The 26736-nt window shown below is 53.4% G+C and carries 27 protein-coding genes; 11 read left to right on the forward strand and 16 right to left on the reverse strand.

The genetic code is table 11. The features are described from left to right. Nucleotides 1-69 precede the first annotated feature (69 nt). Nucleotides 70-990, forward strand: coding sequence for an NAD(P)-dependent oxidoreductase (locus tag CEK60_RS18255; protein ID WP_089040201.1), 921 nt, complete (start codon nt 70-72; stop codon nt 988-990). Next, nucleotides 987-2537, forward strand: coding sequence for an aldehyde dehydrogenase family protein (locus CEK60_RS18260; protein WP_089040202.1), 1551 nt, complete (start codon nt 987-989; stop codon nt 2535-2537). Before CEK60_RS18255 ends, CEK60_RS18260 begins: the two co-directional genes overlap by 4 nt. Here the strand turns inward: CEK60_RS18260 and CEK60_RS18265 are convergent. The 4 genes from CEK60_RS18265 to CEK60_RS18280 all read right to left on the reverse strand — a co-directional run bounded on the left by CEK60_RS18265 (nt 2516) and on the right by CEK60_RS18280 (nt 5478). Further along, on the reverse strand, nt 2516-3463 hold the full coding sequence (locus CEK60_RS18265) for a LysR family transcriptional regulator (RefSeq protein ID WP_089040203.1): 948 nt from the start codon (nt 3461-3463) through the stop codon (nt 2516-2518). The two genes, CEK60_RS18260 and CEK60_RS18265, sit on opposite strands and share 22 nt — an antisense overlap. Nucleotides 3464-3554: 91 nt before the next feature. Next, nucleotides 3555-3911 carry a hypothetical protein gene (locus CEK60_RS18270; RefSeq protein ID WP_038479712.1) on the reverse strand — a complete coding sequence of 119 codons (357 nt, stop codon included), beginning with the start codon at nt 3909-3911 and terminating at the stop codon, nt 3555-3557. Beyond that, the gene (locus CEK60_RS18275) at nt 3911-4183 is read right to left on the reverse strand and encodes an HU family DNA-binding protein (RefSeq protein ID WP_083007712.1); all 273 of its coding nucleotides are present in this window, start codon (nt 4181-4183) and stop codon (nt 3911-3913) included. The genes CEK60_RS18270 and CEK60_RS18275 overlap by 1 nt, the downstream gene beginning before the upstream one ends. 104 nt (nt 4184-4287) lie before the next feature. Then, nucleotides 4288-5478, reverse strand: coding sequence for an NAD(P)/FAD-dependent oxidoreductase (locus tag CEK60_RS18280; RefSeq protein WP_089040972.1), 1191 nt, complete (start codon nt 5476-5478; stop codon nt 4288-4290). An 87-nt stretch (nt 5479-5565) separates the two neighbouring features. Between CEK60_RS18280 and CEK60_RS18285 the strand changes: the two genes are divergently transcribed. The 6 genes from CEK60_RS18285 to CEK60_RS18310 all read left to right on the forward strand — a co-directional run bounded on the left by CEK60_RS18285 (nt 5566) and on the right by CEK60_RS18310 (nt 10517). Further along, entirely contained in the window at nt 5566-6144 is a 579-nt protein-coding gene (locus tag CEK60_RS18285; protein ID WP_253921599.1) for a chorismate--pyruvate lyase family protein, read from the forward strand. Nucleotides 6145-6178: 34 nt separating this feature from the next. Continuing rightward, on the forward strand, nt 6179-7069 hold the full coding sequence (gene ubiA, locus CEK60_RS18290; protein ID WP_089040204.1) for a 4-hydroxybenzoate octaprenyltransferase: 891 nt from the start codon (nt 6179-6181) through the stop codon (nt 7067-7069). 121 nt (nt 7070-7190) lie between these two features. After that, on the forward strand, nt 7191-7880 hold the full coding sequence (gene phoB, locus CEK60_RS18295) for a phosphate regulon transcriptional regulator PhoB (RefSeq protein WP_009723274.1): 690 nt from the start codon (nt 7191-7193) through the stop codon (nt 7878-7880). 2 nt (nt 7881-7882) lie between these two features. Then, the gene (gene phoR, locus CEK60_RS18300; protein ID WP_089040205.1) at nt 7883-9199 is read left to right on the forward strand and encodes a phosphate regulon sensor histidine kinase PhoR; all 1317 of its coding nucleotides are present in this window, start codon (nt 7883-7885) and stop codon (nt 9197-9199) included. A gap of 300 nt (nt 9200-9499) precedes the next feature. Continuing rightward, on the forward strand, nt 9500-9802 hold the full coding sequence (locus tag CEK60_RS18305) for a hypothetical protein (RefSeq protein ID WP_089040206.1): 303 nt from the start codon (nt 9500-9502) through the stop codon (nt 9800-9802). A gap of 394 nt (nt 9803-10196) precedes the next feature. After that, complete coding sequence (locus tag CEK60_RS18310) at nt 10197-10517, forward strand: hypothetical protein (RefSeq protein ID WP_089040207.1); 321 nt, start codon at nt 10197-10199, stop codon at nt 10515-10517. A 98-nt stretch (nt 10518-10615) separates the two neighbouring features. Here the strand turns inward: CEK60_RS18310 and CEK60_RS18315 are convergent, their stop codons facing one another. From CEK60_RS18315 to CEK60_RS18345, 7 genes are all read right to left on the reverse strand, one after another. Then, nucleotides 10616-11095, reverse strand: a complete 480-nt coding sequence (locus CEK60_RS18315; RefSeq protein WP_089040208.1) for a copper chaperone PCu(A)C — start codon at nt 11093-11095, stop codon at nt 10616-10618. A gap of 125 nt (nt 11096-11220) precedes the next feature. Beyond that, complete coding sequence (cysZ, locus tag CEK60_RS18320) at nt 11221-11955, reverse strand: sulfate transporter CysZ (protein WP_089040209.1); 735 nt, start codon at nt 11953-11955, stop codon at nt 11221-11223. Nucleotides 11956-12023: 68 nt separating this feature from the next. After that, a complete protein-coding gene (gene phoU / locus CEK60_RS18325; RefSeq protein WP_089040210.1) occupies nt 12024-12749 on the reverse strand; it encodes a phosphate signaling complex protein PhoU in 726 nt (241 codons plus the stop codon). Nucleotides 12750-12779: 30 nt separating this feature from the next. Then, nucleotides 12780-13595 (reverse strand): phosphate ABC transporter ATP-binding protein PstB, encoded by an 816-nt coding sequence (pstB, locus tag CEK60_RS18330; RefSeq protein WP_089040211.1) that lies wholly within the window; start codon nt 13593-13595, stop codon nt 12780-12782. Further along, nucleotides 13589-15013, reverse strand: coding sequence for a phosphate ABC transporter permease PstA (gene pstA / locus CEK60_RS18335; protein ID WP_089040212.1), 1425 nt, complete (start codon nt 15011-15013; stop codon nt 13589-13591). The genes pstB and pstA overlap by 7 nt, the downstream gene beginning before the upstream one ends. Beyond that, nucleotides 15013-16131 (reverse strand): ABC transporter permease subunit, encoded by a 1119-nt coding sequence (locus tag CEK60_RS18340; RefSeq protein ID WP_089040213.1) that lies wholly within the window; start codon nt 16129-16131, stop codon nt 15013-15015. Before CEK60_RS18340 ends, pstA begins: the two co-directional genes overlap by 1 nt. Nucleotides 16132-16227: 96 nt before the next feature. After that, nucleotides 16228-17181 (reverse strand): PstS family phosphate ABC transporter substrate-binding protein, encoded by a 954-nt coding sequence (locus tag CEK60_RS18345; RefSeq protein WP_089040214.1) that lies wholly within the window; start codon nt 17179-17181, stop codon nt 16228-16230. A gap of 84 nt (nt 17182-17265) precedes the next feature. Between CEK60_RS18345 and CEK60_RS18350 the strand changes: the two genes are divergently transcribed. Further along, a complete protein-coding gene (locus CEK60_RS18350) occupies nt 17266-17679 on the forward strand; it encodes an acyl-CoA thioesterase (protein WP_083007699.1) in 414 nt (137 codons plus the stop codon). Nucleotides 17680-17758: 79 nt separating this feature from the next. On the opposite strand, the gene CEK60_RS18355 is transcribed toward CEK60_RS18350, so the two are convergent. The 3 genes from CEK60_RS18355 to hexR form a co-directional block, all read right to left on the reverse strand. After that, a complete protein-coding gene (locus tag CEK60_RS18355; protein ID WP_089040215.1) occupies nt 17759-18847 on the reverse strand; it encodes a TRAP transporter substrate-binding protein in 1089 nt (362 codons plus the stop codon). Nucleotides 18848-18983: 136 nt separating this feature from the next. Continuing rightward, nucleotides 18984-21182: a DNA helicase II gene (gene uvrD / locus CEK60_RS18360; RefSeq protein ID WP_089040216.1), complete on the reverse strand. Its 2199-nt coding sequence runs from the start codon at nt 21180-21182 to the stop codon at nt 18984-18986. 81 nt (nt 21183-21263) lie between these two features. Further along, nucleotides 21264-22118: a transcriptional regulator HexR gene (hexR, locus tag CEK60_RS18365; RefSeq protein ID WP_089040217.1), complete on the reverse strand. Its 855-nt coding sequence runs from the start codon at nt 22116-22118 to the stop codon at nt 21264-21266. A gap of 217 nt (nt 22119-22335) precedes the next feature. Here hexR and CEK60_RS18370 point away from each other — a divergent pair, with 217 nt between their 5' ends. Beyond that, nucleotides 22336-22554 (forward strand): PA3496 family putative envelope integrity protein, encoded by a 219-nt coding sequence (locus CEK60_RS18370; protein WP_089040218.1) that lies wholly within the window; start codon nt 22336-22338, stop codon nt 22552-22554. Nucleotides 22555-22689: 135 nt separating this feature from the next. Here the strand turns inward: CEK60_RS18370 and CEK60_RS18375 are convergent, their stop codons facing one another. Both CEK60_RS18375 and CEK60_RS18380 read right to left on the reverse strand, forming a co-directional pair. Next, nucleotides 22690-24033, reverse strand: a complete 1344-nt coding sequence (locus CEK60_RS18375) for a sodium-dependent transporter (RefSeq protein WP_089040219.1) — start codon at nt 24031-24033, stop codon at nt 22690-22692. Nucleotides 24034-24186: 153 nt separating this feature from the next. Beyond that, nucleotides 24187-25041: a DUF72 domain-containing protein gene (locus tag CEK60_RS18380; RefSeq protein ID WP_089040220.1), complete on the reverse strand. Its 855-nt coding sequence runs from the start codon at nt 25039-25041 to the stop codon at nt 24187-24189. A 306-nt stretch (nt 25042-25347) separates the two neighbouring features. Here CEK60_RS18380 and antA point away from each other — a divergent pair, with 306 nt between their 5' ends. Continuing rightward, nucleotides 25348-26736, forward strand: coding sequence for an anthranilate 1,2-dioxygenase large subunit (gene antA / locus CEK60_RS18385; protein ID WP_089040221.1), 1389 nt, complete (start codon nt 25348-25350; stop codon nt 26734-26736).

The raw sequence follows: 26736 nt of genomic DNA on the forward strand, positions 1-26736 counted from the left end.
GCGTCTACCCCAAATATCACCACCGGACATAGCGTCTTGTTATCTAAAAAGCGTTTTGGGAGTTTTACGATGTCATTACAAACTGAGCCCTCGGCAACTGAGTCTTTAACTATTACTGTCATCGGCCTGGGGCAGATGGGCGGTAATATGGCGCTGACGCTTAAAGCCGCCGGGTTTGCGGTAACGGGAAGCGATGTATTTGAGCAAGCACGGTCGCGTCTCGCTGCTCAAGGGGTACCCGCTGTGGCTCCCGAAGAGCTACCCGCAAGCGACGTTTACCTGTTGTCGTTGCCCACCTCCGCCCAGGTGCGTGAGGTGCTTGAGCAATCGCCAGGCCTGATTAACCTAGCGCCAAAAGGTAGCGTGATTGTTGATACTTCCACCAGTGACCCCGCCGTGACGCGTGAACTGGCAGAAAAAGTTAGCGCAGCGGGTCTTCTATGGTTGGATGCACCGGTCAGCGGCGGCCCCAAAGGCGCTGCTAGTGGCAAGCTGGGGATGCTATTGGGAGGCGATGAACGCACTATCGAACGGGTATTGCCGATGCTGGAAGCGATGTCAGCCAAGCGCACCCATGTGGGCGGCCCGGGCAGCGGCCATGTGGTCAAGCTTGCCAATAATTACCTGTGTGCCGCGCACTTGTTAACCACCGCCGAAGCCGTTGCTATGGCAGCCAAAGCGGGCGTTGACCCCGCTGCCTGCTTGGCGGGACTCAATAGCGGTTCTGGGCGTAGCGCGGTTAGCGAGGTGAACTTCCCCGAGTGGGTGCTGAGTGAGCGCTTCGACTCAGGGTTTACCACCGGCTTGATGCGTAAAGACCTGCGTTTAGCGCGAGATGCCGCTGAGCAACTGGATATACCTTCGCCGCTGTTACAAGCCGTGGTCGATGCCTGGCATGCGAACGCCGACCACCCCGCCGATAGCGATGACTTTAACCATATCACTACACCGATATTAGCTCGCGCTACTCAAGCGGAGGGTAACGAATGAACGCACTTAGCCAACATGCCTGCGACCATCTTGCTGAACTGCTTAAAGGGTTTGGATTAGCTGCTGCCACACCGCTGAGTAACTGGATTGATGGTGATTTAGTGGTGGGAGAGGGTGAAGTGATCACCTTGAGCAATCCGGCCACCGGCGAAACGCTGGTGAGCTATCACGATGCAGGAGCCGCACTGATTGAGCGTGCCACCCAAGCCGCTGAGCGTGGCCAGCGCGAATGGATGGCGTTAACCGCCAGCGAGCGTGGACGGCGCATGAATGCCGCCATCCGTGGCCTGGAGGGCCATGAAGAGGCGCTGGCTCAGTTGGAAAGTGTGGTGGCCGGTAAGCCGATTCGTGACTGCCGCGCTGAAGTAGGCAAAGTGCGTGAGATGTTCGAGTACTACGCGGGCTGGTGCGACAAGCAGCATGGCGAAGTGATTCCGGTGCCTACCTCGCACCTTAACTATGTGCACCACGTGCCCTATGGCGTGGTGGGGCAGATTACCCCCTGGAACGCGCCGATGTTCACCTGTGCCTGGCAGTTAGCCCCGGCCATGGCGGCGGGCAATGGCGTGGTGCTAAAACCTTCCGAGCTGACGCCGTTCTCATCGGTGGTGATTGCCAAGCTGCTTGAAAGCGGCGGGCTTCCTAAAGGACTGATCAATATCGTCAATGGGCTAGGCAAATCGACCGGCGCAGCGCTGACCGATCACCCCGCCATCAGCAAGCTGGTATTCGTGGGCTCTCCCCAGAGTGGCCGCATGATCGCCGAAGCAGGTGCGCGGAGACTGGTACCCAGCGTGTTAGAGCTGGGGGGCAAATCGGCTAATATCGTGTTTGCCGATGCCAAGCTGGATGAAGCCGTTGCGGGTGCCCAGGCGGCCATTTTTGCTGCGGCTGGACAGAGCTGTGTGGCCGGGTCGCGGCTGTTGATCGAGCGCCCGGTGTTTGAGCAGGTTACCAGCCGTTTGGCGCGGGCGGCGGAGCAGATTCAAGTGGGCCTGCCTAGTGACGAAGCAACTCGCATGGGGCCATTGCAGAATCGCCGCCAGTTTGAGCAAGTGACGCGTATGATTGACGCTGCAGTAGCCGCTGGCGCGCGGCTGTTAACGGGTGGTAAACGTCCATCAGGGCTGCCTGACGAGGCTCACGGCTACTTTATCGCCCCTACGGTGCTGGTCGATGTCACACCGGATATGGAGATCGCTCAGCAAGAGGTGTTCGGCCCGGTGCTGGTGGCGATGGTCTTCGACACCGAAAATGAGGCGATTCAACTTGCCAACGAGACCCGCTTTGGCTTGGCTGGCGCCGTTTGGAGCCAAGACGTCGCGCGGGCGCATCGCGTAGCCGGTCAGCTGCGTGCGGGCACGGTGTGGATCAACAGCTACAAGGCGATCAGCGTTATGTCGCCGTTCGGGGGCTTTGGCGATAGCGGCTTTGGGCGCTCCAGCGGTTTGGATGGCCTGCGCGAATACACGGTGCCGCAAAGCGTTTGGGTGGAAACCGCCCCCGCAGCCAGTGTGGCATTTGGTTACGGCAGTGGCGTTGGTTGATCGCTCACCGCCAAACCTGGGGCGCGAAAGGCCTGCATCCAGCGCTGTAGGTGGCGTAGCAGCAGAACGCTAGCTTTGGGCTGCTGTCGACCTACCCGCGTGACCATGTGGGCCTGGGAGCGCTGAAAAAGCGGGTTATCTACCGGACGCGCGACTAACGTGCCGAGCTCTAAATCATGGGCGACGGCAAAGGCGGGCAGCAGGGTAATGCCCATACCGCTACGTACGTATTGCGCCAGAATCACCATGGAGTTGGTGTTCATCGCCATGCGCGGGGCTATACGCGACTGCTGAAAGGCTTGGTCAACCATTTGGCGCACCCCATGGGTGGTATCCCACATGGCCATCGGCTGTGTGCTTAACTGGGTGAGCGTAAGCGGTGTAGTGTGATTGGCTAAAGGATGGTTGGGCGCCAGGATAGCCATCAGTGGCTGCGGGCTAGATGACCAGAAACGCAGCTGGGGATGGGTACGCTCATGGAACATTAAGCCGATATGACTGTGATCGCTGATAATGGCATCAATTATCCCCGATGTGCCTGCGGTATGGATATCGAGCTGAATGCCCGCATAGCGTTGGGTAAATTCATGCAGAGGGGACGCCACTAGGTCACTGACAAATCCTTCACCGACGGTGAGCGATATCTTGCCGGTTTCCATGCGTTGGTAGGATTCAAGTGAGGCAATAAAGCCTTCATCAAGAGCGCCGCGTCGTTCGCAATACTCAAGCAGCATTTCGCCTACCGGGGTAGGCGAAATGCCGTCGCGATGACGCTCCATCAGGGTTGCCCCCAAGGCTTCTTCCAGCAAGGCAATTTGCCGGCTTACCGCCGAGGGTGCAATGTCCAAGCGCGCCGCTGCGCGGCGCACTGAGCCAGACTCAAGGGTAACGCGAAAGTAAACCAATCGCTGATGAGGAATATCCACTGGTAGCTGCTGTGCCTCTGCACTGGCTCTGTATAAATCGTTACCCTAAGGGTCCCCAAGCCTCGTAGTTTTCTCTAAACCGATAATAACGCTATAGGTACTTAAGTAGTTTCTGCAGCTTATTCATATCGGCAGAGTCGCCCACTAGGCGGACTTCACCGGCTACCATGCCATCTAGAAATGCCTGTTGCGTCGGCTTTTTAAGGATTTTCAACGCGGCATCCTGATCGCGAAAACGAAGCTCAAGGTCTAGGTCAACGGGTAGCCCTTTGCCGGTATCAATGCCTTTCGGCGCCATTCGATAATACCGGGCAATGCTGAGGTCTTCCGTGGCAACGCCCCAGTCCAGACCGCGCATTCGCTCAAGTTGCTCACGAAAGCGCGGCTTGCGTCGCAGGGCTCTTTTAAGCAGTAAGCTCAGTAGCCACAGCGTCAGCTTGAGTTTCATTAGGAAACGGCGTCCTTAAGCGCTTTGCCCGGCTTGAACGCAACATTTTTGCTGGCGGGAATCTGTAACGGCGCGCCAGTTTGCGGGTTTTTGCCAGTACGTGCGGCACGCTGGCGTACGGTAAACGTTCCAAAACCAATCAGAGCAACATCTTCGCCTTTGGCAACGCTGTTAGTGATTTCGTCCAAGATAACGTTCAGGACTTGGCCTGCTTTGTCTTTGGATAGATCAGCGTTTTCAGCAATTGCGGCTGCGAGTTCAGGTTTGCGCATAAAGGTATCTCCCTATGTGGAAATCAAGCGTAAGTTCATCTGTGTTGTTAGAAGCACTGCCCAGCTGGTTAACTTTTTTAGCCTAGTCGCTAAGGCGGCGAAAATCAGCCTAGCAGCGCAGGTGCTACTCTGGAAAGCTCCACTTTCCTTCTCACGCAGCTGCCTGTCAACGCAAATCCAATCAAACGACCGTCTTTATTTTCAGCAACGGCTGTCATGTCACCGCCTTCTCCCTCAATTTTCCACCGTGCTGGCGTGGTTGCTGGAGGGTAGGCAACCACGGGAAGTAATGGTGTTTTCACAATGACGGGCCACGCCCCAAAGCTGACGCTGGTTGGTTTTCCGGCGAGTGTTGTCGCTAGCGCTTTTACGCTTGCCTGCAGGGGCTGCACGTACATAGCGTTAACTCCCTCAACGCAAGCCGCATCGCCCAACGCAAATATGTTCGGTTGAGAGGTGCGTAGCTGGCGATCAACCACAATACCTCGATGGCTAACCGCCAGCCCGGCTGCTTCAGCAAGTTGAGTGCGCGGAGCTAAGCCCGTGGCGAGTAATACGATGTCGGCAGCATAGACGTCGCCATTATCAAGATGGAGTGATAGGGCATTATCTACGCTAAGGGCGAGCGTTTTCAGGTTATGCCCTAAAGCAAGTCGGATGCCAGCGTCTTGGAAAGCATCCGCCAGCGCTTGGCCGAGTGACTCGGGCAGTAGACGTTGCAGCGGGGTGCTTTCTGGCGCAATGAGGGTGACTTGGTGGCCGCCAGCATGGAGGTCATTGGCGAACTCGCAGCCCACCAGCCCGGTACCGACAACCGCGACACGTTTAGTAGGCGCTGCTCCTAATGCGGCATAAAAGCGGCGATACTCGTCTAAGTCGTTGATGGTGAAGCATCGTTTGGCGACACTTTCGGGCACGCTGAACGGCCTATGGGGCGCCGCCCCAGTGGCTAGCACCAGATCGTCATAGTGGAGCTGCTGGCCATTACTGAGTTCTACGCATTGGTTATCCACATGCAGGTGTGCGACCTGGGTGTGGGTAATTAACTCAGCATTCAGTTCTTCTGCGACGCCGCTGGCGTCACGTTGGGCGAGTTGGTCTGGCGTTAAGCGTTTCGCAAAGCCTGTAGAAAGCAGCGGTTTACTGTAATCATCGCCACTATCGGCACTGATAAGGGTAATGGTACGTGTATCGCCATGTCGGCGTAGGGCGCGGGCAAGGCCAATCCCCGCCATACCGGTGCCAATAATAATCAGTGCCGAATGGGTATATCGCGATATCTCGTGTGAGGGCATGCAGTCACCAAAAGTCGGCGGAACAAAAGCCTGTGAGGTCACCATGTTACACTAGCTTTCTGTGTATTGACCGCCTTGGAGACTTTGGTGATCGCCCCTACTGTTCGGCAAGCTTCCCTTCCTCATCGACTATTTCCTCACTGGCTCCCTGTTGCTGCGGCTCGTCCTGCAATGAGCGCTGCGTGGTGGCAGTGGGTGGCATCGACGGACTCCTTAACGACGCGGTTAACCGTCGCAGGCGGCACAAACGCGTTTCGGGTGCAATTGTTACGTCAAACGATTGGCTTACCTCTACGGGATGAAGCGCTAGCGCTGGGAATTGAACCGCGCCGCTATGCATGGCTGAGAGAAGTCGCGTTGTGTGTCGGCGATAAGCCCTGGGTAGTCGCACGCTCGGTAGCGCCACTTAGTCAATTACAAGGTAAGGGGTTAGAAGGGCTTGGCGAGCGTTCATTAGGCAGTTGGCTGTTTCAACAACCTGACTTAGTGCGCGGGCCACTCTACGCCACTCGCCATCAGCCACGCTTTGTCGCGGAACACTCTGCGTCGCTTTTAGACAGCGTATGGGGGCGGCGCTCAGTGTTTCAGCACGGTGGGCTGTCGCTGTTAGTGCAGGAATACTTTTTATCGACCATGGCAGATGATCTTGCCCTGTCTTCGCGCTAGGCTATCACCAGCGTTTTCTTTTTGAGAGGTAAGCATGGACCGTTCTCTGTTGAGGCCAACGGGATGGGCTCGGGTGGCTGATTTTTTACATTTAACGCGATTGGATCGCCCGATTGGTACTTGGCTATTGATGTGGCCCACCTTATGGGCATTGTGGATAGCAGCAGAGGGTGTGCCTGGACGGAATGTTCTGCTGATCTTTATTGCTGGCGTTTATGTGATGCGCGCCGCGGGCTGTGTGGTTAATGATTACGCTGATCGTCATTTCGATGGCCATGTAAAGCGCACTAAACATCGTCCGCTAGCCACTGGTCGTATCAGTGAAACCGAGGCGCAGCTGCTGTTTATCGCGCTGGTAGCCACTGCTTTCATTTTAGTGCTATTGACCAATTGGTTTACGGTGCTGTTGTCGATAGGTGGTGTTGTATTAGCGTTCATTTACCCGTTTATGAAGCGCTACACCCATTTACCTCAGGTGGTGTTAGGGGCTGCGTTCTCTTGGGCGATTCCCATGGCATTCGGTGCGGTATTGGGTCATGTACCGTTTGAAGCATGGCTACTGTTTAGCGCTAACGTGCTGTGGACCGTTGCCTACGATACTCAATACGCCATGGTCGACCGCGACGATGACCTAAAAATTGGCATCAAATCTACCGCGGTGCTGTTTGGTAGCGCTGATCGTCTGATCATTGGTGTGTTGCAAGTGGCGGCACTTGGACTACTTGCCTGGGTAGGATGGCGCGTTGGTTTAGGTGGCTTTTTCTGGCTTGGATTAGCCGCTATGGCCGCTACGTTTGTCCATCAACAACGCTTAATCGCTGGCCGTGAGCGCGACCGCTGCTTCCAGGCATTTCTTAATAATCATTGGTCAGGCTTGTTAATTTTTGCAGGTATTGCACTAAGTTGGTGGCCAATAACTGGCTAAATATCCTCTATGTCATAAAATTGTCATCGAGTCATGGTGTTATCGTCACTGACATGTCTTTGAACTGTTTTTTTAAACTATTTTTTAAATTAGTTTTCATTGAACACCGTGAGGCCCTGGAATGACCGCCAAGACCGTTTTGATTGTCGATGATGAGGCGCCTATTCGCGAGATGATCGCAGTGGCGCTGGAAATGGCTGACTATCGCGTGCTTGAAGCGGATAACGCCCAGGATGCCCACGCGATGATGGTTGACCACCAGCCAGATCTGCTTTTGCTGGATTGGATGATGCCGGGCACCAGTGGTATTGAGCTTGCAAGGCGCTTAAAGCGTGAAGAAGCCACTGCCGAGGTGCCTATCATTATGCTGACCGCTAAAGGCGAAGAAGATAATAAGATTCAAGGGCTTGAGGCTGGGGCGGATGACTATATCACCAAGCCTTTCTCTCCCCGCGAACTGGTGGCGCGCTTAAAAGCAGTATTGCGACGTACTACCCCCCGTGGTGTCGAAGATCCTATTGAAATTAATGGCTTGCTATTAGACCCAGTGAGCCACCGTGTGAGTGCTTACGGTAAGGCGTTAGAAATGGGGCCGACGGAGTACCGTCTGCTGCAGTTTTTCATGACGCACCAAGAGCGCGCCTATACACGTAGCCAACTGCTCGATCAAGTGTGGGGCGGTAACGTATACGTTGAAGAGCGGACGGTAGATGTTCACATCCGACGTCTACGTAAGGCCCTAGGAGAAGCTCACCAGAGTCTCATTCAAACGGTGAGAGGCACTGGGTACCGTTTTTCCGCGCGGGTGTAACGGTGCGCCTGTGGAGCCGAGAACTATGGCGAATTGCGTGGCTGGCCGCTTTGGGCGCTTGTCTGGGGTGGTTGCTGGGTATGCCAGGTCTTGGCGTTGCTGCAGGTCTTGCCGTTTGTCTGGTGTATCAACTGCGCCAACTGCGTGCGCTCTTTAAGTGGTTAACGCTTCACCCTCATGATGAACCCCCTGCTGCGAGCGGCATGTGGGGCGAGCTTTTTGATCGCTTGTATCGCTACCAAAAGAGCCAACGGATTACTCAGAATCGCTTACGTGCCACCCTTGCACGTATTCAGGAATCATCCGAAGCGATGCGTGACAGTGTCGTTATGCTAGATCGGCATGGTGACCTGGAGTGGTGGAACAGTGCCGCGACGGAAATGCTGGGCTTGCAAACCGCCCACGACCGTGGCCAGCACATTACCAATCTGCTTCGTGACCCGCGATTTATCAGCTACTTTAATGCACGTAAATACGGTGAGCCGCTGACCTTAACGTCGCCCATCGATGAACGGCATATCCTTCAATATCAAATTACTCTCTATGGTGATGATGAGCGCTTGGTAATGGCGCGAGATATTACCCGCTTGCATCGTTTAGAGCAGATGCGGCGTGACTTTGTCGCCAATGTTTCCCATGAACTACGCACACCGCTAACGGTACTGACGGGTTATTTAGAAACCTACAGCGACTTGAAAGAGCAACTTCCACCACGTTTGGGCCGAGGTATTGCTCAGATGGAAGAGCAGACGAAGCGTATGCAAAACTTAGTCAATGATCTGCTACTGCTCTCTCGGTTAGAAATTGATCAAGGTGGCGAGGATCATCATGCGTTGGCGTTAGGGCCAATGCTCGACACCATTCGCTGCGATGCGCTAGCGCTCTCTAACCAACAGCACAGTGTTCAAGTCGCGCTTGAGAGCGATGCCCGTCTGATCGGCAGCGAGCAGGAACTGCATAGCGCTATTTCAAACCTAGTGTTTAACGCTGTGCGGTATACGCCAGAGGGCAGTCAGATAACACTTCGCTGGAAAACCCTGCCGAATGGCAGTGCTTGTATTGAAGTTGACGACGATGGTGAGGGAATTGACCCTGTGCATATTCCACGCTTAACCGAGCGTTTCTATCGCGTTGATAAAGGGCGTAGTACTGCAACGGGTGGTACCGGGCTTGGTCTGGCGATTGTAAAGCATGTGCTACTAAGACATGACGCATTGTTACAAATTGAATCTCGCCCTGGCGAAGGAGCCCTCTTTCGCTGTGTTTTTCCGTCATCACGTGTTGTCAAAAGCGAGCCCGCCTCGCGCAATGCTGTTTAAGTACAAGTGATGTATAGGTGTGTCATGCTTGTCATACAAGTATGGCCACATAATACTCATGTGCCATTTCTAACCACTTTCCCTGCTTGATCTGCAAACGCTTTAAGCGCTCTTCCTATTATCTTTCATTTGATAAATTATTGTTTTATTTGGTTTTTTATATCATTTTTGATTTTTTGGCACATCGTCTGCACGTGTCTTGGTACTTGGTAAGAGAGAAAACCATAGGAATTGGTAAGCCGAAAGGCCGTCTTTCTTACTATTTAAGCAGTACCTGAACAGCGATCTAGGAGACGGAACATGATGTCCAAGGAACTACTCAAGAAAGCTGGTATTTTAAGTGTAGCGTTCGGTTTAGTTGCTAGCCCTGCAGCATTCGCTCAAGAGCCAGCAGACCCCGCGAACAATATTTCCCCTGATGAGCAGCCTGTTGAGACTCAATCCGAAAGTACAACAGATTCAAGTAATTATGATAGCCAAGAGTTGACTCATGACGAAGGCGATAACGCCAGCGACATGGAACCTAGTTCAACGAGCCAGGACGATTCAGAGTCTGGCTATGACAGCACAGATGAGTTGCCTGAAGAAAATAGCGGAATGTAACATTAACTTTGGTTACTTATCTTTTCAAAAGGTACTATAACTCTTACGCTTACGGATGAGCTATTCAGAGGCATGGATGTCAAATTGCATGGATGCTCCTAGATTCAAGGATTGAATCTTTCGACGGTCAACACGCTAGTCAGGGTTAATTCCAAGGTTGGAGCCCCTCAAACGGATAGGAAGCTAGTGTTACGTATCGCGATACTAAGAGTGCTCAAGACCCCACTTCGGTGGGGTCTAATTTTTTGTGTATAGTATAATCATTGTTACGTTGCCCACTGTTTCTTGGTGTTAAAAATGCAATTATTCAGATGACACGTTTTGCGATTGGCAAAAGAAGGTACCTTGTATCATTGCATTGTCGGTTGCTCCATATAGCAAGGAGTTTTTATTTATGTTGTTGAAATCATTTGTTAAAAGCACTGTGGTTGTAGGCTTATCGTTGGGGCTTATCGCAAGTCCAATAGCGTTTGCACACTCTTCCATAGAGCTGAATCAAGGACGTGCTGAGAACCAAGAAATTATTCAACCTCAATCTCGTAACACATCGGGCCCTGCGACCTATTCAGCTAAAGATTTGATCAATGATAATGAGAATACTCTGATATATGCTCCTTCAAGCCGTGCCAGTGACGCTGATGATGACTCTAAAGAGCGAGCAGGTTATCGCGCTGAAGAACTCAACCGTGAAGAAGGTAGCAGTACACGCTGGTAAAGAGGGCGATGGTTAAACGTGTGTGACAAATAAGTTTTATAGCAAAAACCCCGCTTCGGCGGGGTTTTTGTGGTTAAGACGGTGATCGATTGATCCTGTTAATGCTGGTGATGGCGGTCAGCGGCGGTGCTTCCTTCTTGGGCGCTTTGAACCCAAATTTCTATTTCAATAGCGTCTTGCTGGGCAAATTCGAGCGTGATGGGAAACCGGTCACCTTCTGCCAATGGCTGATGTAATCCCATTAGCATTAAGTGATAGCCGCCACCTGGGCGCATTGTTAGCGTTTCATCTTTAGCGATTTCGATAGCACTGACGTGGCGCATTTTCATCATATCGCCTTCCATCTGCATATCATGTAGCTCAACACTTTCGCTCACAGGTGTCTGTGCGCTGACCAGTGTGACGGACTCTGTATGAGCCGTAATATCCAGATAAGCGGCACCATTTGTCACACCGGGGGGCGTTGGCGTGGCAAAAGGATGAGCGATCCTTAGCTGGTCGGTTTGAACGTCGTGAGCCGATGCGAAAGAGATTGAGCCAGTGAGGAGAGCCGTCAACCAGAGTGCGCGGGTCAGCATGGTCGTATTCCTTGTAGGGGCCTTATCTTCTTAACAAGGCTTATGCTTAATCTTGAGAATAATAGTGAAGCCAAACAACCTTAAGGTAACAAATAGGTTGTATCAGCGTTATAGCGATTAAGTCATTAGCGATGAGGCGTAATGTCGCGCGTGCCGCGGTAGTGGTCGTCCCACATTAAGACGGCACCTGCCACTGCGCCGGGAATTAAGAACAGGTTGGCGAGAGGAATCCAGGTCACGAGCATAATTAACCCGCCGTAGGTGAGACTTGGCCACCACCGTTTCGATAATCGTGTACGCATATCGCGAAAGGTAATCTTATTGTTATCCATAGGATAATCTAAATAAGTGATTGCCATGATCCACGCGGAAAAAAGGATCCACAAAATAGGCGCTATCAGGTTTAGGCCAGGTATCCAGCTAATGATAAACAGTATCACCATGCGTGGCAGAATATAACCGAGTTTGACTAGCTCACGACCCAAGGCATCGACGGCGGTTTTAGCGAGCCCGCGGTCATCCAGGGGTTCACGCCCTGTTGCTTGACGCTCTACCTTCGCGGCTAAAAAACCATAGAAAGGTGCGGCGATTAAGTGGGTGACCAGGGTGAAGGTAAAAAAGATCACCAGCAGTAGGCTGATAAAGAACAGTGGCCAGATTAGCCATGAGAGCCACTCAAGCCAGCTTGGCACCATGGTCATCGCACTATCTAACCAGCCAGAAAAGCGGCTGACTACGAAGCTGAGCATGCTGGCATAAACGATTATATTGACCACGATGGGTAGGAAAATATAGCGCCGCAGACCTTTCTGGTAGACCAAGCGAGTGCCTCGACTCAGCGCCGTCATCGCATCCAACATATTTGCTCCTTAGAAAAAACGCCCAGAGGGAATATCTGGGCGTATTGCAGGAGGAATCGCGTGCTAGGTCAAGATTTTTTAAGTACCTGCGGGTCGATATTGTCGGGATCGCTATGGCGAATATCTAGCCCTTTGACCAAGTAGACAACGTACTCCGCCAGGTTGTTGGCATGATCCCCCACGCGTTCTAAGGCACGTAGCACCCACATAATGCTAAGTACAGAGCTAATCGAACGTGAATCTTCCATCATAAAGGTCATCAGCGAGCGCATGGCGCTACCATACTCATCGTCAACGAACTCATCTTCGCGCACAACTTGCATTGCAAGATCGGTATCAAAACGCGCAAAAGCGGTAAGTGCATCGCGAAGCATTTTACGCACGTGCTCGCTGATATGGCGTACTTCGACTAAACCACGGATGCTGCCGCTACTTTCGCTCAACAGTAGTGCATTTCGAGCAATTTTGCTGGCTTCATCGCCGATACGCTCGAGGTCGGACGTTGCGCGAATAACCGCCAGCACTAAGCGTAAGTCGGAAGCCGCTGGCTGACGACGTGCTAATACCCGCGTACATTCATCGTCAATTTGCAGTTGCAGGTCGTTCACTTGGCGGTCATTGTCGCGCACTTTCTCAGCAAGACGGCTATCACCTTCCAGTAGCGCAAAAACAGCATCTTGCACTTGTTTTTCCACCAGACCGCCCATGGCCATCAGGTGGGTTTTTAGCTCTTCCAGCTCTTGGTTGAACTGGCGAGAGATATGTTGGCTGTGGCTATCGCTCGTAATATCCATTGAGCACTCCTGACGTGATGTCTTTGGGGCCTAGGTGATGCGGCCGGTGATGTAGTTTTCGGTGCGTTGTAAACGCGGGTTGGTGAACACTTGATCCGTTGGCCCGTACTCAACGAGTTCACCGTGCTGCAAAAAAGCCGTGTAGTCAGAAACCCGCGCGGCTTGCTGCATATTGTGGGTAACCAGCACTAGCGTTAGCTGTGATTTAAGGTTACGAATCAGCTCTTCAATTTTCAGCGTTGAGATCGGGTCTAAGGCTGACGCTGGTTCATCAAGTAGCAGTACATCCGGCTGTACGGCAAGCGTACGAGCAATGACCAAGCGCTGCTGCTGGCCGCCAGATAGCTGCCAGGCCGACCGGTGCAGTCGGTCTTTAACCTCATCCCACAGTGCTGCCGATGTCAGTGCCCATTCGATAATGTCGTCCCGCTTCCGCTTGGGTAAGCGTTGCTGTAAACGCAGGCCAAAGGCCACGTTTTCATAAATCGACATAGGGAAAGGGTTGGGTGTTTGAAACACCATCCCAACGCGCCGTCGCAACTCGGTAACATTCATGTCCGGGGCATGAATATCCTGACCTTCAAGCTGAATATGGCCACTGTGTGTTACCGATTCATTAAGGTCGTGCAGTCGGTTAATCGCGCGTAGTAGTGTCGACTTTCCACAGCCTGAAGGGCCAATAAAGGCCGTTACACGGTGGCGTGGTAGGTCTAATGTTAGATCGCGCAACGCCATTTTCCCCGCATAAGCGAGGTGAAACTTTGCAATGCTCAAGCAGCGCTGTTCGGCAGAAAAACGCGCCACGGGTGCGAGAGCCGCATTGTTGGACGATAAAGACGCTAACATTCGTTTCCTCGCTGACGCCTCAGATAATGACGCAGAAATATGGCAGTTAGATTAAGCACGAGTACGATTAATACCAGCAGCAGCGCAGTGGCGAAAACTAGCGGAATGGCGGCCTGCACATCTTCACCATGAAAGGCGGTATCAAATAAATGATAGCCGAGGTGCATAAACTTGCGCTCTAGATGAAGGTAGGGAAACTCACCATCTACAGGCATTTGCGGGGCTAGCTTGGCGACGCCCACTAGCATTAGCGGCGCCACTTCGCCTGCGGCTCTGGCGACGGCTAAAATCATCCCCGTTAGCATGGCGGGCGTTGCCATGGGTAACACCACCCGCGTTAACATTTCCAAGCGTGTCGCACCCAGCGCAACGGCACCTTCCCGCTGGGCATCAGGTATGCGTGCTAGCCCTTCTTCGGTAGCGACAATCACTACCGGTAACGTGAGCAAGGCAAGTGTTAGCGAGGCCCAAAGAAGGCCGCCGGTTCCAAATGTGGGTGAGGGCAGTTCATCGCTAAAAAACCAGCTGTCGATAGAGCCGCCTACTCCGTATACAAATACCCCAAGGCCAAACACGCCATAAACGATTGAAGGCACGCCTGCCAGGTTGCGTACGCCAATGCGAACTAAGCGTGTTAAGCGGTTTTGGTGGGCGATTTCGTTTAAGTAAATAGCCGCGAGAACCCCAAATGGAGTAACGATCACTGACATCAGAATGACCATTAAGACGGTGCCAAAAATGGCTGGCCAGACACCTCCGCCAGTATTTGCGGCGCGTGGCCCTTCACTCAGAAATTGCCAGATGCGCTGCCCCCAGGCGATGGTTTTTTGTCCCCAGGACATGGCATTTGGTGATTGAAAATAGGTAACACTTGCCAGCGGCTGGCGAAGTATTTGACCATCGGCGGTGGCTAGCACTAACGTGCCAGGGGGCCGCTGGTTAACGGGCAAGGCAAGCGCATCCTGGATGAAGGCCCAGGCAGCTTGTTCTGTTAACCGTTGATCGCCACTCTCCAGCGTCATTAAACGGCCTATAAAATCACCCCATGGGGTGCGCGTTAAGCGGATAAGGTCGGCTGGCTCGGCCTGTTGGCTAATCTCATCAATGGCAATCCACTGCCAGTTGCTTCCTGTAACATCCTGATTACCAGTGAAATAGAGCCGTTCTGCCCCTGCTCCTTTGGGCAGCGTCGTTTCACGAACTGGCTGCCCAATGACGATATCGCCTGACTTGAGGGTAACTTCCTCTAATGGCGCTGGCCAAAAATGGCCTAACCCCCGAATCGTCAGCAGCGTTAATAATGCTGCCAACATTAATAACGAAAGCGCCACGCAGGCAGCACAAAGCCAAGGCCAGAGCCCGCTGCCGCTCATTTTTAAAAAACCAACGTTTGCAAAAACAGCCCGCTGCCAACGCATTAGAGTGTGCTCCCTAAGCGTTGATAGCGTCGGCGCAAGCGCTGTCTGACAATTTCAGCCAGTGTGTTCACCACAAAGGTAAAAATGAACAAGGCCAGCGCCGCCAGTATCAGTAAGTGATAGGTCAGCCCGCCTGGTGAAGCCTCGGGAAGCTCAATGGCGATAGAGGCTGATAGTGAACGTAGCCCTTCAAACGGACTGGCACTCAAGAGCGCGGTGTTACCGCTGGCCATTAACACAATCATGGTTTCGCCCACGGCGCGGCCAGCGCCAATCATCACCGCTGAAAAGACCCCAGGACCTGCCGTGGGTAGGGCAACTTTCCACAGTGCTTGCCAGCGGCTAGCGCCTAGCGCTTGAGCACCTTCCATTAAGGTAGGGGGCACATCGGCAAGTGCATCTTCTGCGAGTGAATAAATACTGGGAATCACCGCAAATCCCATCGCAATGCCCACAATCAATGCATTTCGAGTGGCGTAATCAAGACCGTAACGTTGATCCAGCAAGCGTCGCAGGTCGCCGCCAAGCCAGTGTTGTTCAATGATGGGAGCAATCCATATAGCCAGTACAGCCATGCCAGCCAACCAGGGGATCAGCCATAAGCCTGCCCAAGAAAGCGGTAGTCGTTGACGAACGTGGGCGGCCGTCCGATACCATAGATATCCCGCTAAGGCTGCGCTAAGAGGTAGCCAAATAATGATCATCAAGGCACTGGCCAGGTTTCGTTCCACCCAGGGGGCGAGTAATAAACCAGCAATAAAACCGATGACCACGCCAGGCACCGCTTCCATCAGCTCAAGCGTTGGCTTTAAACGGCTACGGAGCCGTGCGGACATAAATAGCGCAGAGTACATTGCTGCGCCCAGGGCAATAGGCGTTGCGAATAGCATGGCCGCCAGTGCCGCTTTTAATGTTCCCCAGGCAAGGGGCGAGAGTTTAGCGAGGCTGAACGTGTCGCCAAAGGCGAGCAAGGGTAGCGTTTCCCAAAAAAGGAACACGCCAATCGCTAAAATTGCCAACAAAACACCGATGCCACCAGCGGTGATAAGCCCGGTAGCAAGTCGGTCTTGTATATGGCGCAGCGGCTGACGCGAGAAGGGTAGCCGAGGAGGAGTCATGTCGACATCATAGAAAAGCGAAAGCCATCACGAAAATAAGCATGCATGGTCAAGTCTCCTTACCCTATCGTTTATTTATGACAATTAAATGACAGTTCACAGGTGTTGGCGCTGAGCATCACGCAGGTGATTGGGCAGCGGCACAAAGCCTGCAGCTTTGACAATCTGCTGGCCCTCTTCGGAAAAGATAAGTGTCAGAAAGGCTTGCTCCACAGGTGGCAATGACTCGCCGGGTGGCAGGTTAACGTAAAGATAGAGATCGCGTGATAATGGGTACTTTCCTTGCTGAATAGAGCGTTCGTTGGGCGCAACGGCAGCGCCGTATTCATCTACTAGGCGCAGTGCACGCACCATTGGATTTAAATGGTTGTAGCCTGCATAGCCCATGGCATTGAAGGACTCTCCTACCGCAGCAATGACCGCCGATGAGCCTGGGTGTTCACTGATATCTAGGCGGAACTCGCCATCGCACAGGGCTCTTGCCTGAAAGAGGCCATGAGTACCTGACGCTAGGTTACGACCATGCAGGGCTATTTGGCCATAGGGCCAATCCGTCGCCGGGATCAGCGTACTCCAGCGCCGGATGGGGTGGGGAGCACCGCAAGCGAGGCTAGTTGAAAAAATCGCATCGACTTGTTGGAGTGTCAGGGTATCCAATGGGTTATGGCGATGTACCGCCACGACTAATGCATCCCGCGCAACTCGAAGTTCAAGCGGTGGGTAACCGTAGCGGTCAATAAACTGCTGGCGTTCTGCATGGGTCATGGGGCGTGACATCGGCCCTAGGCGGGTGGTGCCTGCCACTAAGGCAGTTGGCGCGCTGGCTGAGCCGCCGGCCTGAAATTGCAGGTTGATATCCGGGTGGCGGGCGCTTAAGGCTTCGCCCCAGCGCAGCACCAAGCCTGCCATGGTGTCAGAACCGACGGCACCTAACGTGCCGCTCACCGAGGTTGGCTGCCCCCAGGCAAGCGTGCCTGCCATTAAAAGCCAGCCAGTCAGAAGCAGTAGCAGTTGATGTTTACTCACACGTCGTAAATTGTAACGCTTCAAACGACACCCCTCTTGTGATTAACTATTACCAGCCTATTGCGATGCAGCAACATCACAACAATAACCTTTTGAAGCGACCACCTTATGACACCGCTGGACACCGATTTGGACGATGTACCTGCTCCGCAGGGGCAGCTCACCTTAAAGTTACTGGCTTCTCGGCAAGATACCAATCTCTATGGTGATATTCCGGGTGGTTGGTTAGTCAATCAGATGGATCAAGCCGCCGAACTGGCCGCGGGCCGAGAGGCAGGCGGTCGCACAGCGACCGTAGCGATTGAGGCGATGGATTTTTTAAGCCCGGTACGTGTGGGCTCAATGGTGAGCGTTTATACCTGCGTGCGGGAAATAGGCCATAGCTCGATTAAGATTGATGTTGAGGTATGGGTGCGTCCACCTCAGGGTCGCCATTTGGAAGAGCGGCAGAAAGTGACCGAAGCGCGTTTTGTGATGGTAGCGTTGGATGATAATGGGCGTATCCGTGCGGTGCATAGCTGAGAGATTGGTTGACCATTAACATCATAAAAGGGCGCCAAGGCGCCCTTTATTGTGTCGCTACTAAACGTTGGCGAAATGCCTAGACGCCGACATTGTCGCGGTTTTTCAGGTAGGCGTATTCGCCGACATCGCTGAATGGGCGCAGTAATTTCTGGAAGGCTGAGTAAGAGTCATAAACACGGCGAGACTCTTCGTCATTGTCTACTTGGCGTTGGATCGCCTCTTTTGAAGATTCATACAGTGCTGCCATCACGTCTTCCGGGAAGGTGCGCAGTTGAACACCATGTTCATCGACCAGCGTTTCCAGTGCCTGAGCGTTACGGTAGGCAAATTCGCTGATCATGGCGAGATTAGAGGCTCGCGCGGCTTCACGGATAACGTCTTGCAGATCTTCTGGCAGGGAATTCCAGGCGTCTAAATTGATAGTGCCTTCCAGCACGGCTGACGGCTCGTTCCAGGCGGAGGTGTAGTAGTAATCTGCCACTTGGTGAAGGCCAAACGCCATATCATTGTAAGGCCCGACCCAGTCCGCTGCATCAAGTGCGCCGGTTTGCAGCGAGGTGAAGATTTCTGAGCCCGCCATAGTGACGGTACTCACACCAATGCCGTTCATCGCTTCGCCAGCAAGGCCTGGCAGGCGAAGTTTTAGGCCCTGCATATCGTCTAGAGAGTTAATCTCTTTTTTGAACCAGCCGCCCATTTGCGTGCCGGTATTACCGACCGCAAAAGGCTTCAGGTTGTGGTTGGCGTAGATCTCATCCCACAGCTCCTGGCCACCACCGTTATACAGCCACGCATTCATTTCGGTTGTGTTCATGCCAAACGGCACCGCGGTGAAAAACTGTGAGGCCGCGACCTTGCCGCGCCAGTAGTAGGATGCGGAATGCCCCATCTCTGCGGTACCCGCAGCGACCGCATCGAACACCTCAAGTGCAGGCACAAGCTCACCCGCACCGTGTACACGTATGCGCATGCGGCCATTGGAGAGCTGCTCGACCCGACGTGCGAAGTCATTGGCACCTGTGCCAAGCGCTGGGAAGTTTTTCGGCCAGGAGGTCACCATATCCCAGGTGTAGGTTTCGTTGGCGCTAGCAGTGGAAACAAAAGGCGCAGCAGCGACACCGGCGGCACCGAAGCCGGCGGTTTTTAGAAATTGGCGGCGTTGCATGGCGGGCATAACTCCGAAATTATCTGATGTTTTTTTATTAATGCGCAGTGAGCGCAGTGTCCATCAGCCAGTATGCGCTAAGCAGGTTTTAATGGGCAAGTACTCGCCTACCGCTTTACGCTTACGTTAACACCGCTCAAAGTGGGGTGAGTTTGGCAAACCCTAGTACGAGCCATTTCACCCCTTCACCTTCAAAGCTGACCTGTACGCGGGCGCGGGCACCTTCGCCTTCCGCGTTTAAAATTATGCCTTCGCCAAACACTGGATGCATTACCCGCTGGCCAACATGCAGGGCAGGTAGATCGCCGTCGCTTTCAACCCGCTGTTGCGCAAAACTTGAGCGTGAGGCGGTAACGGGACGGGAAATATGACCGCGTAGGCGGACTTCTTCCAACAGATGGGGCGGAAGTTCACGTAGAAAGCGCGATGGCCTGGGGAACACTTCTTTGCCGTGCAGGCGGCGGGTTTCGGCATGGGTCAGGTAGAGTTTCTGCATCGCGCGGGTAACGCCGACATAGCAAAGTCGTCTTTCCTCTTCGAGCCGCCCTGGCTCTTCGATCGACATTTTATGAGGAAATAGGCCCTCTTCAACGCCGGCAATAAACACCACGGGAAACTCCAAGCCCTTAGCAGAGTGCAGGGTCATCAGCTGCACGCTGTCTTCAAATTCATCGGCTTCATGGTCGCCCGCATTAAGTGCCGCTTCGGAAAGAAACGCTTCCAGCGCTGCCATACCTTCGCCTGCTTCCGGGGTTTCGAAGGCATCGCCGTGGGTAAAGGCGCGCGCAGCAGTCACCAGCTCTTCCAGGTTTTCCACGCGCGCTTGGCCTTTTTCGCCGCGCTCGCTCTTGTGATGCTCGATCAGGCCGGTATGCGTGGTGATGTGGTCGATAATTTCATGCAGCGGCAGGCCAGATGCATCGTTGTCTAATTGCTCAATGAGGTTGGCAAATGTCTGCACCGCGTTGGCTGCGCGGCCTTTTAGCGAGCCGTCTTGAATGGCATCGTGCAGCGCCTGCCACAGAGAAATGCTTTGTTCTCGGGCACGATGGCGCACAATTTCTACCGTACGGGTGCCTATCCCGCGGGTAGGTACGTTAATCACGCGCTCCAAAGAGGCATCGTCATCACGATTAAGCAGTAGGCGCAGATAAGCTAAGGCATTTTTGATCTCTAAGCGCTCATAGAAGCGGTGCCCGCCGTAAATACGGTAGGGCATGCCTTGGCGGATCAGCGTCTCTTCCAGTAAACGCGATTGAGCATTGGAGCGGTAAAGAATGGCAACATCGCGGCGATTAAACCCTTCATCGACCTTTTCTTTGATGGTATCGACGATATAGCGGGCTTCTTCTAAGTCGTTAAACCCGGCATAAACAGAAATGGGGTCGCCTTCGACACCGTCAGTCCATAGGTTTTTACCCAGCCGCTCGCTGTTATGACTGATCAGCGTGTTAGCGGCTTCCAGAATCGCGCTTGTGGAGCGGTAGTTCTGCTCTAGGCGTACGGTGTGAGTGTTAGGAAACTCCTCCTCAAAGCGGCGAATATTTTCCACTTTGGCGCCACGCCAACCGTAAATTGACTGATCATCGTCACCGACGGCGGTCATCGGTGTTTGTAGCCCAGTGAGTAGTTTTAACCACGCGTATTGCAGCGTATTGGTGTCCTGAAACTCATCGACCAATACATGACCAAAGCGCTCGCGGTAATGGTTTAGCAAAGGCGGATTGTCACGCAACAGTTCTAGGCTGCGCAGTAGCAGTTCACCGAAGTCCACTAGGCCGCCGCGTTCGCAGATAAATTGGTAGCGCTCATAAAGCTCTACCATCTGGCCAAGATAACCATCGCCGTCCACGTTGACTTGATGGGGGCGCAGGCCTTCCTCTTTGCAGCCAGAGATAAAGCCTTGCACCTGGCGGGGCGGGAAGCGCTCATCATCGATGGAATAATCTTTGAGCATCCGTTTTACCAGCCGTAACTGGTCATCGGAGTCGATGATTTGGAAGTGCTGTGGCAGCCGAGCATCCTGCCAGTGAGTGCGCAGTAGGCGATGGGCGATGGAGTGAAACGTGCCAACCCATACATGGCGCATGGAGATGCTCAGCAGAGCTTCCAGACGAGTGCGCATTTCCCGCGCGGCCTTGTTGGTAAACGTGACCGCCAGCAGGGCATACGGCGAAAGCCCTTCGGCCTGCATTAGCCAAGCAATGCGATGAACCAGCACGCGGGTTTTACCGGACCCGGCACCCGCCAGTACCAGTAAGTTACCCTGGGGTGCGCTTACTGCCTCGCGCTGGGCAGGGTTAAGCTGATCAAGTATCGCCGTGACGTCGTCCATATAAGCCGCTGCCGGTTCGAAAAATGGGCGGTCAGTTTAGCACAGCCAGTGAACTGGCTGTGCATACAGTCGAATGGACAGCTACGGCTCTTCAGGGTAACGCAGCGTATTCAGGCTCTTTTTGACGGCTTTTAGCTGCTCAGCAAGCCTCGGGCCGCGCGTTTTGGCAACGCCAACGGCGAGGACGTCGATAAGCACCAAATGAGCGATTCGTGAGCTAAGCGGCGTGTAGATTTCGGTATCTTCATGCACATCGATATACAACGGCAGACTCACTTCGCCAGCCAGCGGTGAGTCACTCGGGCACAGGCCAATAACGGTAGCGCCTGCTTCGCGCGCTAGGCGAACGCTAGCGACCAGTGCTTTGGTGCGGCCAGTTTGTGAGATGGCGACCACCACATCACCCTCTTTTAGCGTGACCGCCGACATATTTTGCATATGCGGGTCGGCATAAGCGGAGGTCGATATCTGCAGGCGGAAGAACTTGTGCTGGGCATCGAAAGCTACGGCACCGGAGGCCCCAAAGCCATAGAACTCAACGCGGTTTGCCATGGCGAGAGCGTTGACCGCACGCCCGAGGGCATCATTATCAAGCCGGTCGCGCACCGATAAAAGTGTGCCCACGGTGGAGTCGAAAATGCTGTGGGAAAATTCGGCAACCGAGTCGCTATCGTTCATAGAGAACTGGGCAAACTGACTACCACTGGCCAGCATCTGGGCAAGTTGGAGTTTAAAGTCCTGGAACCCATTACAGCCGAGTGCGCGACAGAAGCGCACGACGGTGGGCTCGCTAACTTTAGCCTCTGTTGCGAGGTCGACAATCCGCATATGGATGACCTCGTCTGGGTTGCGCAGTACGAACCGCGCAACCTTTTGCTCGGAGCGACGAAAGTGCTCCATGCGGCGTCTCATTTCATCGAACAGGGCGCGGCTCACATTAAGCTCCTTAAATTCTCTTTAGTACTTATGCAGACACAGTATAAATGCGATTGACTCATGCGTTTAAACGCCGTTAGGGCATTTCAGCTGGATTCGTCATCATTTTGTCAAGTAGGTTATAGTAAGAAGTGAAGTGCCGCACTGCATCATTTAAATAAACAGTCGTCACGGATGCAGGTGGACGTAGGCATATTCACCTGGAGGAACGTCGATTATGAGAAACGTCGAACGAATCACCTCGGTAAAAAGCGAGCTGCTCGACATCTTTATGAGTATGGAAGTGGATGAGCATGTTGAGCGTCGGCGCAGCGCCGCGCAGCGTAGCCTAAGGGCGCGTAGGGGTATCGAGCTGCATCGGGAGTTTCAGAAACTATCGCGAGATATCGCCCCCATGCCAGACGATGACGAGCAGCAAGAGAGCGAACTGCATTAAAAAAGTGCACTAAAGAGTGCACTTAAAAAGGTAGGCTTAAAAAGTATACCTAAGGGATTGTAGAACGTTGAAGCAGATCCGCCCCGCTCATGCACAGGGCGGTACTGCTCAATAGTGCTGACTGTCAGTGAGGGCTTAGAGTAGCCCTGTGACGAACACTGCAATAACGCCTGCGGGCGCTATAAAGCGCGCGATGACGTTCCATACGCTAACGCCTGTGGACGAAAGCCCCAGTTCAGCCTCTACACTGTCACGCTTCAAACACCACGCAACAAATATAATTGCCCCTAGCCCGGTTAATGGCAGCAAGATCTTGCTGGTAAACGTATCGAGTAGATCAAAAATATTAAGGCCGAAGAAAAGCACTTCAGACCACACGTTAAACGACAACAATGCGGCGACGCCCAGTACCCAGACACCAATCCCGCTTGCTAACGTGGCGGTAACGCGAGACATTGCAGTGCGCTCTTCAAGCATTTCTACCGTCGGTTCCAGCAGGGAAATTGCTGACGTTAAGGCAGCAAAGGTCAGCAGTAAGAAAAACATCAAGCCCAAAATTGTACCGCCAGCCATATTACCGAAAGCCAATGGCAACGTGACAAAGATCAAGCCTGGACCTTCTCCAGCACTGAGACCATTAGCAAACACAATGGGGAAGATCGCCAGCCCCGCCAGCAGTGCAATCACCGTATCAAGAATGATCACCGTGCGGGCCGTGCTAATGAGATTAACATCTTCGCCTAGGTAGGAACCGTAGGCCATCATGATGCCCATACCCAGCGATAGGGTGAAGAACGCTTGTCCCATCGCGGCGAGTACAACACCGCCGTCAAGTGCATCCCAATTCGGGCTGAACATAAAGGCTAGCGCTTCACCAAAATAGCCGCTGGTCATGCCGTAGCCCACCAGTATCAGCATTAATACCACCAGAGCAGGCATCAGCAACCGTGCTGCGCTCTCAAGGCCCTTGGTTACGCCACGTGCGACGATACCAATGACGAGCACCATAAAGGCAGTATGCCAAAGCAGCAGGGTCGTCGGGCTAGCCAGCATGCCGCCAAAAAGGCCACTAATCGCATCAGCATCTTGGCCGTTAAACGTACCAATGACTGAACTGAGGGTGTAGTTCAGCGACCAGCCCCCAATGACGCTGTAAAAAGACAGAATCAGGAACGCCGCTAATACGCCGCTCACCCCGATTAACGCCCACGCCTTGGATTTACCATGATCGGCTGCTAGGTCCGCCATAGTGTTGATTGGATTTTTCTGGCCACGACGACCAATCATCCATTCAGCCACCAATATGGGCAGGCCCACCAACGCTACGCAAGCAAGGTAGACAAGCACGAAAGCTGCCCCACCACTATCGCCCACCATGTAAGAAAAGCGCCAAATGTTGCCAAGGCCAACGGCTGAACCAGCGGCCGCTAGCACAAACCCCATGCGCGATGACCACTGTGCATGTGCAAGTTTTGCCATGAAATCACCTGTTTAGTTAATTGTAATAAGGCGTTATAAGCCTAATGTGCTGATTTTCGGAAAAGAGAAATGTTCTAACGTTATTTTCCGAAAGTACGCGCAATTTATCCGATCGTGGTGGGGGTTGCCAGTCAGTTAGCCTAAAAAGATCGGTCAAAACAGTTGGCTCTGCTTCTCGTCGGCGAATGACGCAAGCGCTGGCAAAGTGATGCGTTGTTGAACTTCATGGTACAAACAGCGCGCCAGTTCTGGTGACGCTCGGTTATCAGCAGTATGCACAAATAAGAAAGGGGTTTTCCCCTGACTTATCCACAGGATGAGCCTGTCTATCCACGGCTTGAAGTAGTCCCTATTAATTGTTTTGTCAATATGGCCAATAAAGCGAATGACTGGATAATTTGCTGTGGAAAGCACGTGTAGCGGGAGTTTCGGCTTTTCTTGCTGAGCATGCGCTAGGCCAGGATGGTCATTGGCGGGTGTTGAAAACACCGGGCGAACATCGAGCATCACGCGGTTAGCTGAATAAGTTATTAACAAGCGGTTCAGGGCTTTTTCAGCGTCTCCTTTAAGGAAAAAAGCGGGGTGGCGTACCTCAACTGCGCAAGGCAAGTGGGTCGGCCATTGAGCAAGTAGTGCTTCTAGTTGTGGCAGCTCCGAAGGGCCAAAATCACGTGGTAGCTGAACCATGGTAGGACCAAGGCGATCATGCAGTGGCGTGAGTGCTTCGAGAAACGCCCAGGCATTTTCTGGCTGGGTTAAACGCTGGTCATGGGTGACTGTGGCAGGAAGTTTAAAGCAGAAACGAAAATGAGGCGGTGTTTGCCGCGCCCACGCGGCCACCGTTTCTGCCTTTGGTGCGCCGCTATAAAACGTTGTGTTGCCCTCAACGCTTGAAAAGACCGCCGCATAATCGCTTAAAAGGTCAGTTTTGGCATGCCTTGGATAGAGAGTGCCTAGCCAATCCTGATTGGCCCACATGGGCAGACCAAGGTAAAGCGGTAGCGTCATGTTAAGGCCTTTCGTAGTTATCTTTATACTAGTGTAACTGTTTCATAGAAGCGTTTAGGTGCTTTTCTAGGGCACTGTTTCTAGAACATTATTTCTAGGACACAGTTTCTAGGGCACAGTTTCTAGGACATTGTTGCGACGATTAAATAGACAAGAACTACTTGGGTGAGCATTGGCGCCGATCTGTACTGCTCTCGGAGGATGAGCAAAAAAGTGCATAGTGTTCCTCCAAGAACTGCATAGTGAAGGCTGGGGGAAGCCTCTAGGGTTAGACGTACCTCATAAGTAATAAAAAGGTAACGACCCATGACTGCATATCGCTCCCCCTCCGACTGGCAGGCTTTCGTCGAGAGTTGTATCGACTTCCGTCCTGATGAAGGCGTTTTTAGGGTTTCTCGTGACATGTTCACCGATCGGGCGCTGTTCGATCTCGAAATGGAACTCATCTTCGAAAAGCAGTGGATCTTCGCCTGCCACGAAAGCCAAATTCCCAATAAGAACGACTTTATTACCATGCAGGCTGGCCGTCAGCCGATGATCATCACTCGTGATGGCAAGGGAGAGCTGCGCGCGCTGGCCAACACCTGCCAGCACCGTGGGGCCACCCTGACCCGGGTTGGCAAGGGCAACCAGTCCACCTTCACCTGCCCGTTCCACGCCTGGTGCTACAAGTCCGATGGCCGCCTGGTCAAGGTCAAGGCGCCGAGCGAATATCCCGAAGACTTCGACAAGGCCAGCCGTGGCCTGAGCCAGGCGCGCATCGAAAGCTACCGTGGCTTCGTCTTTATTAGTCTGGACACAGAATCCACCGTCAGTCTCAAGGAGTTCCTCGGTGACACCACGCTGTTCTTCGACATGATGGTCGAGCAGGCGAAGGATGGTGAGCTGGAAGTGCTGCCCGGTGAGTCCCGTTACACCTTTAACGCCAATTGGAAGCTGCAGAACGAGAACGGTCTGGATGGCTATCACGTCAGCACTGTGCACTATAACTACGTTTCCACCGTACAGCACCGCCGTGAGCTGGAAGCCCAACAGAAGGGTAGCAGTGGCGACACCCTCGATTACAGCAAGCTAGGTGCTGGCGACAAAGATACCGACGATGGTTGGTTCTCCTTCAATAACGGCCACAGCCTGTTGTTCAGTGACATGCCTAACCCCCAGGTACGCCCTGGTTACGCTGCGGTGATGCCGCGCCTACTAGAGCAGCTCCCCCAGGAGCGTGCTGAGTGGACCATGCACCGCCTGCGTAACCTGAACATCTACCCCAGCCTGTTTTTCATGGATCAGATCAGTTCCCAGCTGCGCATCGTGCGCCCGGTGGCTTGGAACAAGACGGAAGTGATCAGCCTCTGTTTGGGCGTGAAAGGCGAGTCCGATGCTGATCGCGAGAATCGTATCCGCCAGTTTGAGGACTTCTTCAATGTCTCTGGCATGGGGACCCCCGATGATCTGGTGGAGTTCCGTGAGCAACAGCGTGGCTTCGAAGCGCGGGCCACTGAGTGGAATGACATTTCCCGGGGCTACCAGTGCTGGGAGTACGGCGAGACCCACAACAGCCAGGTGCTCGGGATTAAACCGGTGATCACCGGAACCGAGTTCACCCATGAGGGACTCTACGTCAACCAGCACGGCAGCTGGCAGCAAATGCTGCTCGCGGGTCTCGAGAAGAAAGCACTCAAGCTCCAGGAGGTATAA

The organism is Halomonas sp. N3-2A, from assembly GCF_002216165.1.
Classification (GTDB): Bacteria; Pseudomonadota; Gammaproteobacteria; order Pseudomonadales; family Halomonadaceae; genus Vreelandella.